This window comes from Domibacillus enclensis, from assembly GCF_900156125.1.
Taxonomy (GTDB): Bacteria; Bacillota; Bacilli; order Bacillales; family Domibacillaceae; genus Domibacillus; species Domibacillus enclensis.
The window spans coordinates 181,098-199,486 of the sequence record NZ_FTLX01000003.1; the positions used below are offsets into that span (position 1 = coordinate 181,098).

An 18,389-nucleotide genomic window follows, 5' to 3' on the forward strand; every position below is an offset into this window, starting at 1 on the left:
TGTAAGATCAGCGATGCTGTCTTCTAAAGTATAATGATAATCATTATCAAATCAACAATTTTTTAAAATAATGTTGGCTGAACAGGCACATTGTTTCCCCTTTCAATCCCGAGGGTGGTATACTCGAACAAGAAAATTTGTCCGACAGAAAGGAAGTACACGTATGGAACAAGAACGCATTTCTGTTCCCGCTTTAAACCCTTTTGCGAAAGAATATATAAGCGGCTCTAAACAGACAGGCGGCTTTTTTGACTATGAGCCTTTTTCTCAGCAATCATTCCAGCAGCGTGCGGAGGAAGTAAAGAAACGAGTGTTTAAGCGGGATGAGCTGGCACAAGTCATTCGTCAGTATATGGAGCCCTATTCTATTACGCCTGAAACCGAACACTCTCTGGAAAAATTAAAGGACCCTTCATCCGTTGTGGTCATCGGCGGCCAGCAGGCAGGGCTTTTAACAGGACCTTTATATTCTATACATAAAATCATCTCGATCCTGCACGTAGCAAAGGAGCAGGAGGAAAAACTGGGCATTCCGGTTGTACCGGTTTTTTGGATTGCCGGTGAGGACCATGATCTGCTCGAGATTAACCATGTTTTCGTTGAACAAAAAGGCAACGTGCAAAAAATAGGGTACCCTGAACGCTTTGTAAAAAAACAAGCGGCTTCTGAAACGATTTACAAGAAGGAGACGATGGAGAGCTGGGTTCAGTCAGTTTTTTCTGCCTTGCGTGAAACGCAGCACACAAATCAGCTGTTGAGCGACCTTCAGCAAGCCATCAGGAAAAGCGAAACGTTTACTGAGTTTTTTGCTTTTTTAACGAGTGCTTTTTTTGCGAAATATGGATTATTATTAATCGATGCAGCCGATCCTGCTCTTCGCCAGCTGGAGGTGCCGTTTTTCAAGCAGCTCATAACGGAAAACGAAGCACTGACGGAACGGCTGAAGCAATCCCAGAAAAAAATCGAGGAACAGGGATTTAAGCCAGCGATTGAAACAGGTGAACATCCGGCTCATTTGTTTATTATTGAAGATGGGGAACGCCATTTACTTGAAAAAGAAAGCGGCCTGTATGTAAGTAAAAGCGGGCGCACGTATACAGAAGCAGAATTACTGCAGCTTCTTGAATCTTCCCCGGAGTCGTTTAGCAACAATGTCGTCACACGCCCGCTCATGCAGGAGTGGCTGTTTCCGACCGTGGCTTTTATCGCGGGTCCGGGTGAAATTGCGTATTGGGCCGAATTAAAAGAAGCTTTTGCTCATTTCAACATGAAAATGCCGATTGTGGTGCCGCGGGTGAATATAACCATTATCGACCGGGATGTAGCAGGCATCCTTCAAGAGGTAAACATTTCGGCCAGCCGGGCGGTGCAGTACGGTGTTCAAGACGAGAGAAATGCTTATCTCGATTCTATTCGAGATCATCACCTGCATGACCTCGTCGCGGAAATAAAGCGGTCGCTTTTCGATGGCTATGACAGGATTGAAAAGCAGGCGTCCAGTATCCATAACGGGCTGCTGCCGCTTGTGGAAAAAAACAAGAAATTTCATACGAGGCAGCTCGATGTGTTAATTCAAAAAAGCGATGCGGTACTGGCTCAAACGCATGAAGCGGCTATCGCTCGGTTTGACCGTGTTCAATCGGCGCTGCGGCCAGACGGATTGCAGGAAAGAGTATGGAACATTTATCCTTTCCTGAACGAGTACGGTCCTGATTTGATTGACGAGCTGATGGGTCAGTCCTATGTCCATGATGGAAGCCATTATCTTTTATATATGTAAATGAAAAGTCTGCCTTTTGGGCAGGCTTTTTGTACGTAAAAAAGGGAAAAATGACGCATAATGAAATTGGTGGTGCAAAGTGGGGGGATGTGGTAAAGTTAGTGTAGAAAGTGGGGTCGGCACAATGTTCATGGGTGAATACCGTCATTCAATCGATGAAAAAGGAAGATTGATTATTCCTGCGAAGTTTCGCGGAGAATCAAATAAGACATTCATCGTGACGCGCGGTCTTGACCAATGCTTGTTTGTGTACGGCCAGGAAGAATGGGAAAAGCTTGAGGAAAAGCTTGCTGCTTTGCCGCTGACGAAAAAGGATGCGCGTGCCTTTACCCGCTTTTTTTTCTCAGGTGCTAATGACTGCAGGCTGGACCGGCAGGGGCGAATCAACATCCCTGAACCGCTCATCCGCTATGCGTCTCTTCAAAAAGAATGTGTGGTTGTAGGGGTGTCGAACCGAATGGAGATTTGGGATGCAGAAGTTTGGGACGATTATTTAGACACCTCGTCCGATTCATTCGGGGACATTGCAGAAAGCTTAACCGATTTTGATTTATAAAGCTGATTGGACTGATAAGATAATGGAATTTAATCATACGACTGTTTTACTGCGTGAAACGGTCGACGGGCTGAACATCCGCCCTGATGGCATTTATGTAGATTGTACGCTCGGTGGAGCAGGGCATAGCGAATATTTGCTTTCCCAGCTTGGCCCGGAAGGGAAATTGTATGCGTTTGATCAGGATGAAACAGCGATCGAACATGCCAAAAAACGGCTGGCTCCGTTTGCCGATCGCGTTGAATTTATAAAAAGCAACTTTGAACATGTAAAAGAAAAACTCCATGAAAAAGGCATAACGGGTGTTGATGGCATTTTGTATGATCTGGGTGTTTCATCGCCGCAGCTTGATACGCCGGAAAGAGGGTTCAGCTACCATCATGATGCACCGCTTGACATGCGTATGGACAAAAGCGCTGCTCTTTCTGCTTATGAAGTAGTGAATGAATGGCCGTTCGAACAGCTTGTCCGCATTTTTTTCAGGTACGGAGAAGAGAAATTTTCAAAGCAAATTGCCCGGAAAATCGAAGCAGCACGCGACATTCAGCCAATTGAAACAACCGCTCAATTAACAGAGTTAATTAAAGAAGGCATACCAGCGCCTGCCAGAAGAAAAGGCGGCCATCCGGCAAAACGGGTATTCCAAGCCATTCGGATTGCTGTCAATGATGAACTGGGTGTTTTCGAGCGGTCCCTTCATGATGCCATCGACTTATTAAACATCAATGGCCGAATCAGTGTCATCACCTTTCACTCGCTGGAGGACCGGATTTGTAAAAGCGTTTTTAAGGAAGCGTCCACAGGTCCAGAGCTGCCGCCGGGACTGCCCATCATACCGGAGGAATTTGAGCCGGTACTGAAGCTCATTACCCGCAAGCCGATCCTGCCGTCAGAGCAGGAGCTAGAGGAAAACAATCGCGCTCGCTCAGCAAAGCTTCGAATTGCTGAAAAAAGAAAAGAAACCGTTTAGGGGGGAATAATAATGAACAATACAGCGAAACAGCCAATTGTTGAGCAGCCGAAAAAGGCCTCCATTAAACAGAAAAAAGTAAGCAGGTCCTTTTTTACGCCCGGTGAAAAAATCCTGTTTCTCGTTTTTGTGTTGACCGTTTGCTTTATGTGCGCCAAGCTCATTTCTACACAAGCGGCTATTTACGAAACAAATAAAGAGATTCAAATCGTTGAACGCCAAATTCAAGATCAGGAACGGGTTAATAAAGATCTGGATATTCAAATCAGCGAAGAAAGCACGTACGAAAAAATTCAGGAGCGCGCCAAAGCGATGGGGCTGGATTTAACAGATAAAAATATTAAGGTTGTTGAGCCGAAATGATAGAGAATAGAAACAATCGAAAAATAGGAGCTGCGATCCTGTACACCGGGTTCGCCCTCCTCTTTTTTATCTTATTTTTCCGTGTTGTGTATATTCAGGCGACGGGTACGGCGGACGGACACGAATTAAAAAATGAAGCGCTGGCAAAATATATGCGGACGGGTGTGCTGGAAGCGAGCAGAGGTACGATTTACGATACGAACGGCGAGGTAATTGCCGAGGATACGACATCGTTTACGATCGCAGCGATTTTAGATGATTCGGTTACCACAAACCCGGAAGAGCCGAAGCATGTGGTGGATTATGAAAAAACCGCAAGCGTGCTCGCGAAATATATCGAAATGGATGAAGCAGAGATTTTAGAGCGTCTGAAAAAGGACGGCGACCCGTTTCAGGTGGAATTCGGAAGTGCAGGCCGCGGGTTATCGAACAGCGTGAAAAGCAAGCTCGAAGAAGAAAATCTGCCGGGTATCACCTTTATCAGGCAAGCAAAGCGTTTTTATCCAAATGGGACGTTTGCTTCTCATTTAATCGGCTTTGCGCAGCGGATTGAAAAAGAAGATGAAGAAGGAAATATAACGTATGAAATGCAAGGGCAGATGGGCATTGAAAAGTCGTATGAAAAGTACTTAAAAGGTGTCGATGGGAAAATCAAATACACGAGTGACCTGTGGGGCTATCTTCTTCCTGAAAAAGAAGAAATGGTGTTAGAGCCTGAAGACGGGGATCATATGTATTTAACGATTGATTCGAAAATCCAGACATTTGTTGAAGATGCGCTAAGTGAGGTTGAAGCACAGTATGAGCCTGAAAAAGCATTCGCCATTGTAGCAGAAGCGAAAACCGGCAAAATCCTGGCGATGAGCCAGCGGCCGACCTTCCATCCGGGCACGAGAGAAGGCTTGGATACAAACTGGATGAATGACCTTGTCGAATACTCGTATGAGCCAGGCTCGACAATGAAAATTTTCACACTGGCAGCCGCGATTGAAGAAGGAACGTTTAACGCGGATGCAACTTATCAGTCAGGACGATACAAAATCGGTTCTGCAAGCGTTGGCGATCATAACAGCGGTGCAGGCTGGGGAGAAATTACGTACGCGGAAGGCATTCAGCGTTCATCGAATGTCGCAATTGCGAATATGCTCCAGCAAATGACACCGGGTGTATTTCGCCAGTATCTCGAAGATTTTCATTTTGGTGAAAAAACGGGGATTGAGCTGCCGAGTGAAGCATCAGGCAGCATTGTATACAATTATCCGATTGAACAAATTACAACAGCTTTTGGACAGGGAACGACGGTGAATGCACTGCAAATTCTCCAGGCATCCACAGCCATTGCCAACGGCGGTAAAATGATGAAGCCATATATCATCGACAAAATTGTGGATGACACGACTGGTGAAACGATTGTGAATACAGAACCGGATGTGGTCGGAGAGCCGATTTCAGAAGAAACAGCAAAGGAAACACTTGACGTTCTCGAAAGTGTTGTAACAGCTGAACACGGAACAGGAAAGCCCTATCATATTGAAGGGTATGATGTGGCCGGAAAAACAGGTACTGCGCAAATTATCGGCGAGGACGGCAGCTATTTAACCGGAGCAAATAATTACTTGTTTTCGTTCATCGGCATGGCACCAAAGGACGATCCGGAGCTGATTGTGTATGTTGGTGTGTCACAGCCGAATTTAGAGAATGAATCCGGGTCGGCACCGGTGTCGAAAATTTTCAATCCAGTCATGCGGAACAGCCTGCAATATTTAAATGTCCGTCCGGATGAAAACATTACATCGGATACAGTAAAGCTGGCAGATTTTGAAGGTGAAAAAACTTACAAAGCACGTGAAGCGTATGAAAAAGCCGGTCTGGATCCGGTCATTATCGGAACAGGGAATGAAATTATAAAGCAGGTTCCGGAAGCAGATGGCAGATTGCTGCAAGGCGAAAAAGCGGTGTTGCTGACGTCGGAAAACTGGACGATGCCTGACGTAACCGGCTGGGCGATGCGTGATGTCATGAAGGTTGCCCAGGCAGCCGGATTAAAAATCAGCTACTCCGGAACTGGCTACGTCACAACACAAAACATAAAACCCGATCAGCCGATCGAAGAAGGACAAAAGCTGATCATTGAGCTTGAACAGCCCGGCAGTGCCGAAGAAGCAAACAAAAATGCTGACGCTGAGTCCGACCAGCTGAAAAGTGATGAAGAGTAGAGCTGGAAAGAGCCTGGCACAAAAGGTTCTGCATAGAAGAAAAAGCCGAATGATCACTGTATCGTTCGGCTTTCTTACGAGCATTTCATGATCAAAAATTGTTTAGTGACTGCGCTTGCGCCAGCATAGAGAGGGTGGCTTCTGCAGGACTCCGCGTTCGGAGGGGCGGGCGGTGAGCTAATTTTTGTCGCTAAGCTCCAAAAGTGGATCTCACCTGCCCCGCTGATCCCTCCCGAGTCTCCGCCCTGGGCGCAGGGAGGCCGGCGGAGACTTCCATGTGACGAGCGGACAGGCTGAAACAGCCATGCACTTTAGGCTGGTTCAGCGTTCGCCACATAGAAAAGCGGAGCCGGCAGCCCGGAGCCCCTGTGTGTGCTTTTCCAAGAAAAAAGAAGAATAAAAGCTTTAAACTGCTAGAACATTCGGATTTAGGGGGCCAATCACATTGTTATCTCCCAGCCTATTCCATGCTGTTAAAAAAAGAATGTGTCAATGAAAAGCAGGTGACATTTTCTTTTTTTCAAAGCTGTGCTTGCGCGAACATAGTTTGGGCGGCTTTTTGTCAATTTCATCCGTTATTCCGCATATGCTCAAAAGGAGAAGGGGTGTGAGCCATGCGGGTTCGGATGTTTTGGGTTCTTGTTTTTTCTTTTGTTGCTTTCTCCATTTTGACGATACGAACGGGGTATATTCAGCTGTGGAACGGTGCGGAGCTGACGAAAAAGGCGGAGGAGCTCTGGGGCCGCAGTATTCCAGCCGAGCCTGAGCGCGGGTTGATTGTAGACAGAAACGGCGAGGTGCTGGCTGGAAACAAACATGCACCAACTGTGTATGTCATTCCATCCCAGATTGACGATCCGGAGCAAACAGCCAAAACGCTTGCAGCCGTTCTGGGTGAAAAAGAATCGCTCCTGTACGAGCGGATGACGAAGCGTTCATCGATTGAAAGACTGTCCTCAAAAGGCAGGCATTTATCGACGGACAAAGCCCGTGAAGTCGCGGAGCTTCAATTAAAAGGCATCTGGCTGGGGGAGGATTCGGTTCGTAACTACGTATGGAAGGAGCGCCTCGCTCATATCATCGGATTTACGGGAGCGGACAACCAGGGCCTTGCTGGCATTGAAGCGTATTACGATCAGAAGCTGTCCGGCAAAGCAGGGTCAATCCAGATGTTTACCGATGCGAAGGGCAATGAAATGCCCGGGCTGGTGAATGATTACAATGAGCCTGTGAATGGAATGGACTTGCAGCTGACGATTGATGCCGATATTCAGGCTGTGATGGAGAGGGAGCTGGATCTGGCGCAAAAAACGTACAAGCCGGATGCTGCCATGAGCATTGCCATGGATCCGAACACGGGTGAAATTTTGGCCATGTCATCCCGTCCATCCTATGACCCATCGCGTTTTCAAGAATATGATCCGGATATTTACAATCGGAATTTACCTGTTTGGAACACGTTTGAACCGGGCTCCACCTTTAAAATTATTACACTGGCTGCGGCACTCGAAGAAAACAAAGTGGACCTGGACAAGGATCATTTTTTTGATCCGGGCTATGTAGAAGTCAATGGGACAAGGCTCCGGTGCTGGAAACGAGAAGGGCACGGCCACCAGTCCTTTTTAGAGGTTGTGCAAAATTCATGCAACCCGGGCTTTGTAGAGCTTGGGACGAGACTTGGTGAAAAAACACTGTTCAGCTACATTCGGAAATTCGGATTCGGTGAAAAAACAGGGATTGATTTGTATGGAGAAGGAACGGGTATTTTGTTTACTGAGCAATCAGCAGGACCTGTCGAGGCGGCAACTGCTGCTTTTGGCCAGGGGGTGGCGGTAACACCTATTCAGCAGGTTGCGGCGGTTTCAGCGGCTGTCAATGGCGGCATTCTCTATAAGCCGTACGTAGCGAAAAGCTGGACCAATCCCGTCTCAGGAATAAAAGAAACGATTCATAAGCCCGACCAAGTGCGGCGTGTGATTTCAGAAGAAACATCTGCACAAATAAGACGTGCCCTAGAAAGCGTCGTGGCGAAAGGAACAGGCCGAAATGCTTTTGTGGACGGATACCGGATTGGAGGAAAAACAGGAACCGCGCAGAAAGCAAAAGACGGAGGCTATTTGGAAAACAATCATATTGTGTCTTTTATCGGCATGGCGCCCGCCAATGATCCGAAGGTGGTCATATATACAGCGATCGACAACCCGAAAGGAACCGTTCAATTTGGCGGTACGGTTGCAGCGCCGATTGTCGGAAAAATGATGGAAGACATCCTGCCGCTTTTAAACGTTTCCAAGCAGTCGAATCAAATTGAAAAAGAAAAAACGTGGAGTGATCCGGAGCTTATTGTTGTCCCGGATTTGGTTGGCTTAACAAAGGATCAATTGAAAGAACAGCTGGTCAACGTGAATATTGTCGTTGAAGGAAACGGGTCTACCGTTGTTTCACAATCGCCGAAATCGGGCGTTAAGATAGAGGCAGGAAGCAAACTCCGTGTGTTATTAAAGTGAAAAAGAAGAAATGCCGCCAAATTTAGCCGAAACAGGCTGAAAAGCATTCGCATCGGCGGCTTTTTTTCGTTACAATAGAAAACGCGGGAATTGTACATACGTGCTTTACAAACAGAAAGGATTGAAAAACGTGGATTTATCAACAGTGCTCACGGCGCTTCCTTTTCACCGGAAAGACAAGGAAGGAAACCCGGCGATTACATCAATTGAAAACGATCACCGTCTCGTTCAAGACGGATCGATTTTTATTTGTATAAAAGGATTTACATTTGACGGCCATCAGGCGGCGGAGGAAGCCGTAAAAAAAGGAGCAGCTGCGATTGTAGCGGAACGTCCCGTTGACGTTTCGGTTCCGGTTATTTATGTCCCTGACACAAAACGGGCGATGGCTCAGCTGGCAGCGCATTACTATCAGTACCCGACAGAATCGTTTCATTTGATCGGCGTCACCGGTACAAACGGAAAAACGACGACGAGTCACTTAATTGAGCAAATTTTGCAGGCTGCCGGGGAAACAACAGGCATGATCGGGACCATGTATATGAAAATCGGTGAACAGACGATTGAAACAAAAAACACGACACCGGAAAGCTTAACACTGCAGAAGACGTTTGCCCGAATGAAGCAGGAGGGTGTGACGAGTGCGGTCATGGAAGTGTCCTCCCATGCGCTGCAGGAGGGGCGGACGAATGGGACAGCGTTTAATGTAGCTGTTTTTACAAATTTAACGCAGGACCATCTTGATTTTCATAAAACGATGGATGATTACCGGACCGCAAAAGGGCTTCTTTTTGCCCGGTTGGGAAATGTGGTTCACCCGGATCAGCCTGCTTTTGCTGTGTTAAATGCAGATGACGAGGCATCTGACGTCTACAAATCAATGACAGCGGCTCATGTCGTCACATACGGCATTGACCGCAAGGCGGATATTTGGGCAGAAGACATTCGGCTGACGGCAGAAGGAACAGCTTTTACCATTCACTATCCGAACGGAACAGCGACGATTCAATCGAAGCTTGCTGGAAAGTTTAACGTGTATAATATGCTTGCCGCTTTTGCTGCGGCGTTTGTTTCAGGAATTGAACCGGAGCTGATTAAACAGACGCTTCAAAAAGTAGCAGGAGTCGCCGGGCGGTTTGAGCTGGTGCCAAACAGCCGTGACATTTCCGTCATCGTCGATTATGCGCACACGCCAGACAGCTTGATTAATGTCTTGAAAACGGTTCGCCCCTTAACAAAAGGCCGTGTATGGGTCATTGCCGGCTGCGGCGGTGACCGTGATAAAACGAAGCGGCCGCTTATGGCACAGGCTGCATGCCAGTTTTCAGATGAAGCGGTTTTCACATCGGACAATCCGCGCAGCGAAGATCCGCAGCGCATCCTGGCTGATATGGAAGCAGGCGTGGAAAATCAAGACTACACCGTCATGGAAGACAGAAAAGAAGCTATTTTTCATGCCATCTCGATGGCCCGCCCGGGGGATGCCGTCGTAATTGCCGGAAAAGGCCATGAAACGTATCAAATTATTGGACACAATACGATTCATTTTGATGATAGAGAAGTAGCGAGAGAAGCGCTTTTATTAGGGGAAGGTGAAAAGGCATGAGCGAATGGCAAATCGGGCTGATTATTGCGGTTTCCTTTTTAATCACCGTTATGATTGCACCGCTGTTTATTCCATTTTTAAGAAGGCTGAAATTCGGGCAAAGCATTCGGGAGGAAGGACCGCAGTCCCATCAGCAAAAGTCGGGAACACCGACGATGGGCGGTCTTGTGTTTTTGCTTTCCATTGTCATTACGACGTTGTTTTTCGTTCAGCTGTTCGGCTCCATTGGAACAGAAACAGCACTTCTGCTGCTCGTGACAATCGGGTTTGGGCTGCTCGGCTTTTTAGATGATTTTATTAAAGTTGTTATGAAGCGGAACCTCGGCCTAACTTCTTTGCAGAAATTAATCGGACAAATTGTCATTTCAATTATTTTTTATGTAATTTATGCGCAGCAAGGCCTGTCAACAGAGCTGTCATTCGGCTTTTTTTCACTAGACCTTGGCATTTTATATGCGCTGTTTGTCCTGTTTTGGCTCGTTGGGTTTTCGAACGCAGTCAATTTAACCGACGGGCTCGACGGGCTTGTATCGGGAACAGCTTCCGTTGCGTTCGGGGCATATGCGGTTATTGCCTGGAGCCAGGGGCTGGACGAAACGGCTATCTTTGCTTTTTCAGTTGTGGGGGCCATTATCGGGTTCCTAGTGTTTAACGCATACCCGGCGCACGTATTTATGGGGGATACAGGATCACTGGCACTTGGCGGAGCAATCGCCGTGTTATCTATTTTAACGAAGTTTGAATTTTTGCTTTTGTTGATCGGCATCGTGTTTGTAGCAGAGACCCTTTCTGTTATCTTGCAGGTATGGTCGTTTAAAACAAGAGGCAAACGTATTTTTAGAATGAGCCCGCTGCACCATCACTTTGAACTGGGCGGCTGGTCTGAATGGCGCGTGGTCGTCACATTCTGGTCCGTTGGCATTGTAGCTGCAGCCATTGGGGTTTGGATAGGAGTTTGGAGATAATGAAACAAGTCAATCAATTTAAAGATAAAAAGGTGCTCGTTTTAGGGCTGGCGAAAAGTGGTCTCGCCGCCGCTAAGCTGTTGAAAAAGCTTGGTGCAGTCGTCATCGTAAACGACGGAAAGCCGCTTGAGGAAAACGAAGCGGCAAAGGAACTGAAGGCAGAAGGTATTGATGTCGTATGCGGAAGCCACCCGGTCGAGCTGCTGGATAAAGGCATTGAGCTCGTGGTGAAAAACCCCGGGATCCAGTATGCCAATCCAATCGTCTCAAAAGCGGTCCTGGATGGCATTCCGGTGATCACTGAGGTTGAACTCGCTGGTTTTATTTCGGAAGCTCCGTTTATCGGCATTACCGGTACAAATGGAAAAACAACGACGACAACATTGATTAACGAAATGCTGAAAGAAGATGGGAAAGGCACGGTGCTTGCAGGAAACATCGGAGAAGTCGCGTCTGAAGTTGTGCAGCAGGCAAAGCCTGATGACCATGTCGTGATCGAGCTTTCTTCCTTTCAGCTGATGGGTGTACAGGATTTCCGGCCGCATATCGCCATTATTACGAATATTTATGATGCGCATCTGGACTATCATAGCTCACGTGAGGAATATGTCGGCTCAAAAATGAAAATTACCCAAAACCAGACAGAGGATGATTTTTTAATTATCAATGCCGATCAAGAATCGCTGTACTCGATGGCTGGGTCCAGTCATGCGCAAGTCATTCCGTTTTCGGCAAAACAAGTAGTAGAAAATGGGGCGTATCTTGATGAAGGCACTGTTTACTTCCAGGAAGAAGCGATTATGAAGGCAGCAGATATTGTGCTTCCGGGAAGTCATAATCTAGAAAATATTTTAGCGGCGATTGCAGCTGTTAAATTAACCGGTGTGTCCAATGAAGCCATTCAATCGGTGCTCACGTCCTTCACAGGTGTCCGCCACCGCACTCAATTCGTTCGGGAGTGGAATGGCCGCAAATTTTATAACGATTCAAAAGCGACGAATACACTGGCAACAAAAAGTGCGTTAACTGCGTTTAACTCTCCGATTGTATTGCTTGCCGGCGGTCTGGACCGGGGAAATGGCTTTGACGATCTCATTCCGTATTTAGATGCAGTTAAAGCGGTTGTGGCGTTTGGGGAAACAGCAAACAAATGGAAGGATGCGGCCGAAAAAGCAGGGATCGACGTGTTTGAAAAAGCCGAATATATGACCGATGCCGTTCAGATGGCCGTTGATTTGTCAGAAAGCGGAGATGTCGTGCTGCTGTCACCAGCCTGTGCAAGCTGGGATCAATACAAGACGTTTGAAGAGCGCGGGGACATATTTATCGATTGTGTGAATACGTTATAAGAAAGAGCCGGAGCCTCTATATAGGCTCCGGTTTTTAATGTGCTTGAAGGGAGTGGCTTCGCCGTTTCTGCTCATGGGATTGATAAAGTCTTTTTGCTGCTCGTTTTGCTGCTGACAGGGACTGGATTGTTTATGGTCGCAAGTGCCGGTGAAGTATGGGGCCAATTTAATTACGGAAATTCCTTTTATTTCGTTGAAAGGCAGGCATTATTCGCGGGTGTGGGCCTGATCGCCATGTCATTTTTCGCCAAGCTGCCGTATCTATTTTGGAAGCAGTATGCATCCGTTGGGCTTGCCGCTGCGTTTCTGTTATTGATCGCTGTGTTGATTCCGGGCATTGGAATGGTGCGCAACGGTTCACAGAGCTGGATAGGGGTCGGAGCGCTTTCGTTTCAGCCGTCTGAATGGATGAAAATGGCACTCGTTTTTTATTTGGCCGCCATTCTTTCTGAACGAAAAAAAGTCATTCACTTGTTTTGGAAAGGCCTTTTCACACCGCTTGTGACCATTGGCGCCGCTTTTGGCTTTATTATGCTGCAGCCGGACCTTGGCACGGCTGCGGTTATGGGAGGCACTGCCTTTCTTCTGCTGTTTAGTGCCGGCGCGCCGATCCGTTTTTTTGCGACGATCGGCGCCCTTGCCATAAGCGGACTTGTTTTGCTGATTGCCTCTGCACCGTACCGGATAAAGCGGATTACGGCTTATTTAGATCCGTGGTCGGACCCTCTTGGAAGCGGGTTCCAGATCATTCAGTCGCTTTACGCGGTTGGACCAGGGGGATTGTTTGGCCATGGCTATGGGGAAAGCCGTCAAAAGTATTATTACTTGCCGGAACCGCAAACTGATTTTATCTTTGCTATTTGGACAGAGGAAACAGGGTTTCTCGGCGCTCTCTGGGTCATTATTCTTTTTTTCCTGCTTATTTGGCGTGGGATCTACATTGCAATGCGTCTTGATGATCCGTTCGGTACCCTGCTTGTGTTTGGGTTGACCGGCATGCTCAGCCTGCAATCGTTTATTAATCTTGGCGTAGTGACCGGGCTGATTCCGGTGACGGGCGTCACGCTCCCTTTTTTAAGCTACGGGGGGTCTTCTTTAACGATGACGCTTTTGCTGGCTGGCATTGTTTTAAGTACAAGCAGGCATATGCGGTAAATAAGGAGGAATTTTGGCGCTTTTTCAAGATAATATTTGATTCTCGTGACGCATTGATTTAAGATGAAATTGCATTGGACAGCGGATAGTAGCTGCCAATAGACGTATTGAGGTGACCTAATTGAAAATAGTAGTCAGCGGCGGGGGAACAGGCGGACATATTTATCCGGCACTCGCTCTTATTCGAATGATTAAAGAGAAACACCCGGACACTTCATTTCTATATATCGGAACAGAAAAGGGCCTTGAATCAAAGCTGGTCGTTCGCGAAGGTATTCCTTTTCAGTCAATTGATATTACGGGCTTTCGCCGGGCGGTTTCATTTGAAAATGTGAAAACGATCATGCGCTTTTTAAAGGGCGTTAATGAATGCAAAAAAATGCTGAAGGAATTTAAGCCGGATGTTGTGATCGGAACCGGGGGATATGTATGTGGACCCGTTGTTTATGCGGCTGCGAAAATGGGCATTCCATCCATCGTGCATGAACAAAACAGTGTTCCAGGCTTAACCAATAAATTTCTCAGTAAATATGTTGATAAAGTAGCGGTATGCTTTGAGGAAGCGTCAGCTTACTTTCCAGCCGGAAAAACCGTTCTTACCGGGAACCCGCGTGCCTCGGAAGTGATCAAAGCAAGCGGCGCCGGTGCGCTGGACAAGTATGGATTTGCCTCTGATAAGAAAACAGTGCTCATTTTTGGCGGCAGCCGCGGAGCACGCCCTATTAATGACGCCGTTTCGGATTCATTAAAGGAGCTGGCGGACCGTCCGTATCAAGTGCTATACGTGACAGGCGACGTTCATTATGAAAAGGTGGCCAAGCTGCTTCAGACAACCGGGAAGCCGGACAATGTCGCGGTCGAACCGTTTATCCACAACATGCCGGACGTTCTCGCATCCTGCGACCTTGTTGTCGCAAGAGCGGGAGCCACAACACTTGCTGAATTAACAGCGCTCGGCATTCCATCTATTTTAGTGCCGAGTCCGTACGTAACGAACAATCATCAGGAAAAAAATGCCCGGTCTTTGACTGATCAAGATGCGGCGGTTCTTTTGCTTGAAAAAGAACTGAATGGGTCCACCCTTATAAAGGAACTTGACGCTGTTTTAATGAATGAATTGCGATTGATCAAAATGAAGGAAAAGGCCAAAAGTCTTGGCATTCCTGATGCGGCGGACCGATTGTACGCTGTCATGCGTCAGTTAACTGAAAAAGGCGGTCGAACATCTTGATGAACGGCCGCTTACTCGCACTGAACGAATGGATGATGGTTACGGGTCTGTAACATGGACAGAGGTGTGGATATGACCAAGCAAAAAATTGTTTCGATTGAAGACCGTATTCCAAAACTGAAACAAATTCGAAAAAAGAAGGCGAACCGCCGGCTTCTTCTTTTGCTTTCTGTCTTTTTCGCTTTAATTCTCATTGTGGTGTATTTACAGTCGCCGCTCAGCAAGGTGAAGGAAGTTCATGTGCAGGGAACGAGCTTGATGACAAAGCAGGAGGTTATTGACCAAAGCGGCTTAAAAGCGGGCGTAAGTGTGTGGGCAGCAGGCAAGGCAAAAGCGGAAGAAGCGCTTCTTCAGGATGACCGCATCAAGGAAGCGACGGTAAGAGCGGGCTTTCCGAATGATATTATCGTAACCGTCGTGGAGCAAAACGAAATTGCGTATGCAGCTCGCAAAGGTGGCTTATACCCGGTGCTTCAAAACGGGAAAATTTTGAGCGAGCCCGTCAGCGGATCGCCGCTGCAGCTCCCCATTCTGTATGATTTTAAAGAGGGCAAGGCGCTGGATCTTTTTGCCGAGGCGGCTGAAACTCTTCCGGCGGGCGTTTTTAACACGATTTCCGAGGTCTATTATGATCCGAAAAAAAACGACGCCCTCCATATAAAAGCATTTATGACAGACGGCTTTGAAGTGTCGGCCACCCTTTCAACGTTTGCGGAGAAAATGGTGTATTACCCGTCCATTTCCACTCAACTGGATCCGGATGTGAAAGGGGTCATCGATATTGAAGTTGGTTCCTACTTTAAGCCTTATAACAGTGAAGAAGAGCAGGCCGGAGAGGAAGAAACAGCAGAGGAAGAAGAAACACCGTAAACTTTTCTTCCTCTAACTGAACTTAGCCTTTTCCAGCTTTCCATCTTAGTGTAGACTTGTATGAGATAGTTTACACAAATTACACAAATATAAAACTTTAAAAGGAAAACAGGTTGAATATGCCGAATTACGTTCTTACCAGCTGTTATTTACTAAATGGAAGAATCGTTGTTCGATTATTCACGCTTTTATGGTAAAGGAGGTGCCGCAGCATGAATAATAATGAAATTCTTGTCAGTCTCGACATCGGTACATCCGCAATTAAAGTGATTATTGGCGAAATGGTTAATGACTCTTTAAATATTATTGGTGTCGGCAGTGTAAAATCAAAAGGCATTCGCAAAGGGGCGGTCGTTGATATTGACGACACGGTTTACTCGATCAAAAAAGCAATCGAGCAAGCTGAACGGATGGTTGGCATAGAAATTAGCTCAGTCATCGTCGGAATTGCCGCTAACCATGCGATTCTTCACCCTTGCAACGGTGTGGTAGCTGTTTCAAGCGAAAACCGCGAAATAACGAGTGAAGATGTTATCCGGGTAAAGGATGCGGCACAAGTAATGTCCATTCCTCCAGACCGGGAAATTGTAAACGTTATTGCAAAACAATTCATTGTCGATGGATTTGACGAAATCAACGATCCTCGCGGCATGCTTGGTGTACGACTTGAAATGGAAGGGATTATCGTAACGGGTTCCAGAACGTTTTTACATAACACGCTGCGCTGTGTTGAACGTGCAGGCTTAGAGATTAATGAAATCGTTCTTCAACCGCTCGCGAGCGGCGAGATCGCGTTGTCGCAGGATGAGAAAAACCTGGGAACCGTTCTTGTCGACATCGGCGGCGGCTCGACAACCATCTCGTACTTTAAAGACGGCTATATTCAGCAGACATCCGTGCTGCCCGTTGGCGGAGAACACATCACGAAAGATTTGTCGATTGGTCTTCGTACATCAACGGATGAAGCGGAACAAATTAAAACAAAGCACGGTCACGCTTTTTATGATCTTGCTTCTGAAGAAGAAGTATTCAGTGTCCCTGTGATCGGCAGTGATCAGCATGATCAGTTTAACCAGCTGGAAATCTCGGAAATTATCGAAGCCCGTCTGGAAGAATTGTTCATGATGGTGGTGGAAGAACTTCGCCAGACAGGCATTCAAGATGTACCGGGTGGCTTTGTTCTAACGGGAGGCACCTCTGCCATGAACGGGATTCTGGATCTGGCACAGGATGTATTTCAAAACCGGGTACGTGTGGCGATACCAGACTACATCGGCGTACGGGAGCCACAATATACAACGGCAGTTGGGCTCATTAAATACGCGTATAAAAATGCCCGTTTAACAGGCCGGAGATTAAGTGAGCCGGGCGCAGCTCCTCAAAAAGAGAAGGACGTACAAAAAGAACGGCCAGCTCAAAAGCAGGAAGCGAAACCAGCGAAAAAAGAACAGCCGCAAGATGGGGAAGAAAAAGGCGTTAAAGGGAAAATGAAAAAACTTTTCGGGTACTTTTTTGAAGAATAGACCAAAAAAGACTCATTAAAATAGGAGGATTTGCCATGCTTGAGTTTGATATGAACGTAGATTCATTGGCGACCATTAAAGTCATCGGCGTCGGCGGCGGCGGAAACAATGCCGTAAACCGAATGATCGAACACGGAGTACAGGGAGTAGACTTTATTGCAGTTAACACGGATGCACAAGCTCTTAATTTATCAAAAGCTGAAGTGAAAATGCAGATCGGCAACAAGCTGACGCGCGGATTAGGCGCAGGTGCGAATCCTGAAGTCGGAAAAAAAGCAGCTGAAGAAAGCAAAGAGCAAATTGAAGAAGCATTGAAAGGCGCCGATATGGTGTTTGTAACCGCTGGTATGGGCGGAGGCACAGGAACAGGTGCCGCACCTGTTATCGCTCAAATTGCAAAGGACTTGGGCGCATTGACAGTCGGTGTTGTTACCCGTCCATTTACGTTTGAGGGACGCAAGCGGGCCACCCAGGCAGCTGGCGGAATTGAAGCGATGAAAGCGTCAGTCGACACATTGATTGTCATTCCGAATGACCGCTTGCTTGAAATCGTTGATAAAAGCACACCAATGCTTGAAGCCTTCCGTGAAGCGGATAATGTTCTTCGACAGGGTGTACAAGGTATTTCAGACTTGATCGCAACGCCCGGGTTAATTAACCTTGACTTTGCAGATGTTAAAACCATTATGTCAAATAAAGGCTCTGCCCTTATGGGAATTGGTGTCGCTTCCGGTGAAAACCGCGCTGTCGAAGCAGCGAAAAAAGCGATTTCCAGCCCGCTTCTTGAAAAAGCGATTGATGGTGCGCAAGGTGTGCTTATGAACATTACCGGCGGCACGAATTTAAGCCTTTACGAGGTGCAGGAAGCAGCCGATATTGTTTCTTCCGCCTCCGATCAAGATGTAAATATGATTTTCGGTTCTGTTATCAACGAAAATTTAAAAGAAGAAATTATCGTAACAGTGATCGCTACAGGCTTCAAAGAAGTGCCAAATGAAGGTGCACCGCCGAATGTACGTCCAGGCCTCGGTCAAGTGAAGCCGCAGCAGCCGTCTCAACCGGGACAGTCGCCTAAGCCACGCGAAACAAAGCGTGAAGAAACACAGGCACCTGAACAGCCAGGCCGTCAGCCGCAGCAGCCATCAGCTGACGACACACTGGACATCCCAACCTTCCTACGCAACCGCAACAGAAGAAGATAAACCCGAAACCGCCACTTCCTGTGGCGGTTATTTTTTTGACCTCGACACTATTCGGAAAAACTACTGTAAAAATTCACTTACATTCCGACATACATT

At 47.1% G+C, this 18,389-nt stretch carries 14 protein-coding genes; all 14 read left to right on the forward strand.

From position 1 onward, the window contains the following. Window positions 1-163: 163 nt before the first annotated feature. Window positions 164-1,780 carry a bacillithiol biosynthesis cysteine-adding enzyme BshC gene (bshC, locus tag BW952_RS07665; protein ID WP_045851456.1) on the forward strand — a complete coding sequence of 539 codons (1,617 nt, stop codon included), beginning with the start codon at window positions 164-166 and terminating at the stop codon, window positions 1,778-1,780. Window positions 1,781-1,904: 124 nt separating this feature from the next. Beyond that, window positions 1,905-2,336 (forward strand): division/cell wall cluster transcriptional repressor MraZ, encoded by a 432-nt coding sequence (gene mraZ, locus BW952_RS07670; protein ID WP_045851455.1) that lies wholly within the window; start codon window positions 1,905-1,907, stop codon window positions 2,334-2,336. Between the two features lie 22 nt (window positions 2,337-2,358). Further along, complete coding sequence (gene rsmH / locus BW952_RS07675) at window positions 2,359-3,306, forward strand: 16S rRNA (cytosine(1402)-N(4))-methyltransferase RsmH (protein WP_045851541.1); 948 nt, start codon at window positions 2,359-2,361, stop codon at window positions 3,304-3,306. Window positions 3,307-3,318: 12 nt separating this feature from the next. Next, window positions 3,319-3,669: a cell division protein FtsL gene (gene ftsL, locus BW952_RS07680; RefSeq protein ID WP_045851454.1), complete on the forward strand. Its 351-nt coding sequence runs from the start codon at window positions 3,319-3,321 to the stop codon at window positions 3,667-3,669. Continuing rightward, window positions 3,666-5,885 (forward strand): penicillin-binding protein, encoded by a 2,220-nt coding sequence (locus BW952_RS07685; RefSeq protein WP_045851453.1) that lies wholly within the window; start codon window positions 3,666-3,668, stop codon window positions 5,883-5,885. The genes ftsL and BW952_RS07685 overlap by 4 nt, the downstream gene beginning before the upstream one ends. A gap of 614 nt (window positions 5,886-6,499) precedes the next feature. Further along, complete coding sequence (locus BW952_RS07690; RefSeq protein ID WP_045850175.1) at window positions 6,500-8,392, forward strand: stage V sporulation protein D; 1,893 nt, start codon at window positions 6,500-6,502, stop codon at window positions 8,390-8,392. A 121-nt stretch (window positions 8,393-8,513) separates the two neighbouring features. After that, a complete protein-coding gene (locus BW952_RS07695; protein ID WP_414735789.1) occupies window positions 8,514-9,998 on the forward strand; it encodes a UDP-N-acetylmuramoyl-L-alanyl-D-glutamate--2,6-diaminopimelate ligase in 1,485 nt (494 codons plus the stop codon). Next, a complete protein-coding gene (gene mraY, locus BW952_RS07700) occupies window positions 9,995-10,963 on the forward strand; it encodes a phospho-N-acetylmuramoyl-pentapeptide-transferase (protein ID WP_045850174.1) in 969 nt (322 codons plus the stop codon). The genes BW952_RS07695 and mraY overlap by 4 nt, the downstream gene beginning before the upstream one ends. After that, complete coding sequence (gene murD / locus BW952_RS07705) at window positions 10,963-12,312, forward strand: UDP-N-acetylmuramoyl-L-alanine--D-glutamate ligase (RefSeq protein ID WP_045850173.1); 1,350 nt, start codon at window positions 10,963-10,965, stop codon at window positions 12,310-12,312. The genes mraY and murD overlap by 1 nt, the downstream gene beginning before the upstream one ends. A gap of 78 nt (window positions 12,313-12,390) precedes the next feature. Further along, window positions 12,391-13,467 (forward strand): putative lipid II flippase FtsW, encoded by a 1,077-nt coding sequence (ftsW, locus tag BW952_RS07710; protein WP_045850179.1) that lies wholly within the window; start codon window positions 12,391-12,393, stop codon window positions 13,465-13,467. Window positions 13,468-13,588: 121 nt separating this feature from the next. Next, window positions 13,589-14,698, forward strand: a complete 1,110-nt coding sequence (gene murG / locus BW952_RS07715; RefSeq protein ID WP_045850172.1) for an undecaprenyldiphospho-muramoylpentapeptide beta-N-acetylglucosaminyltransferase — start codon at window positions 13,589-13,591, stop codon at window positions 14,696-14,698. A 72-nt stretch (window positions 14,699-14,770) separates the two neighbouring features. Then, window positions 14,771-15,568: a cell division protein FtsQ/DivIB gene (locus BW952_RS07720; protein ID WP_045850171.1), complete on the forward strand. Its 798-nt coding sequence runs from the start codon at window positions 14,771-14,773 to the stop codon at window positions 15,566-15,568. A 212-nt stretch (window positions 15,569-15,780) separates the two neighbouring features. Then, window positions 15,781-17,091 carry a cell division protein FtsA gene (ftsA, locus tag BW952_RS07725; RefSeq protein ID WP_045850170.1) on the forward strand — a complete coding sequence of 437 codons (1,311 nt, stop codon included), beginning with the start codon at window positions 15,781-15,783 and terminating at the stop codon, window positions 17,089-17,091. A 35-nt stretch (window positions 17,092-17,126) separates the two neighbouring features. Continuing rightward, entirely contained in the window at window positions 17,127-18,293 is a 1,167-nt protein-coding gene (gene ftsZ / locus BW952_RS07730) for a cell division protein FtsZ (RefSeq protein ID WP_045850169.1), read from the forward strand. The last annotated feature ends 96 nt before the right edge of the window (window positions 18,294-18,389 follow it).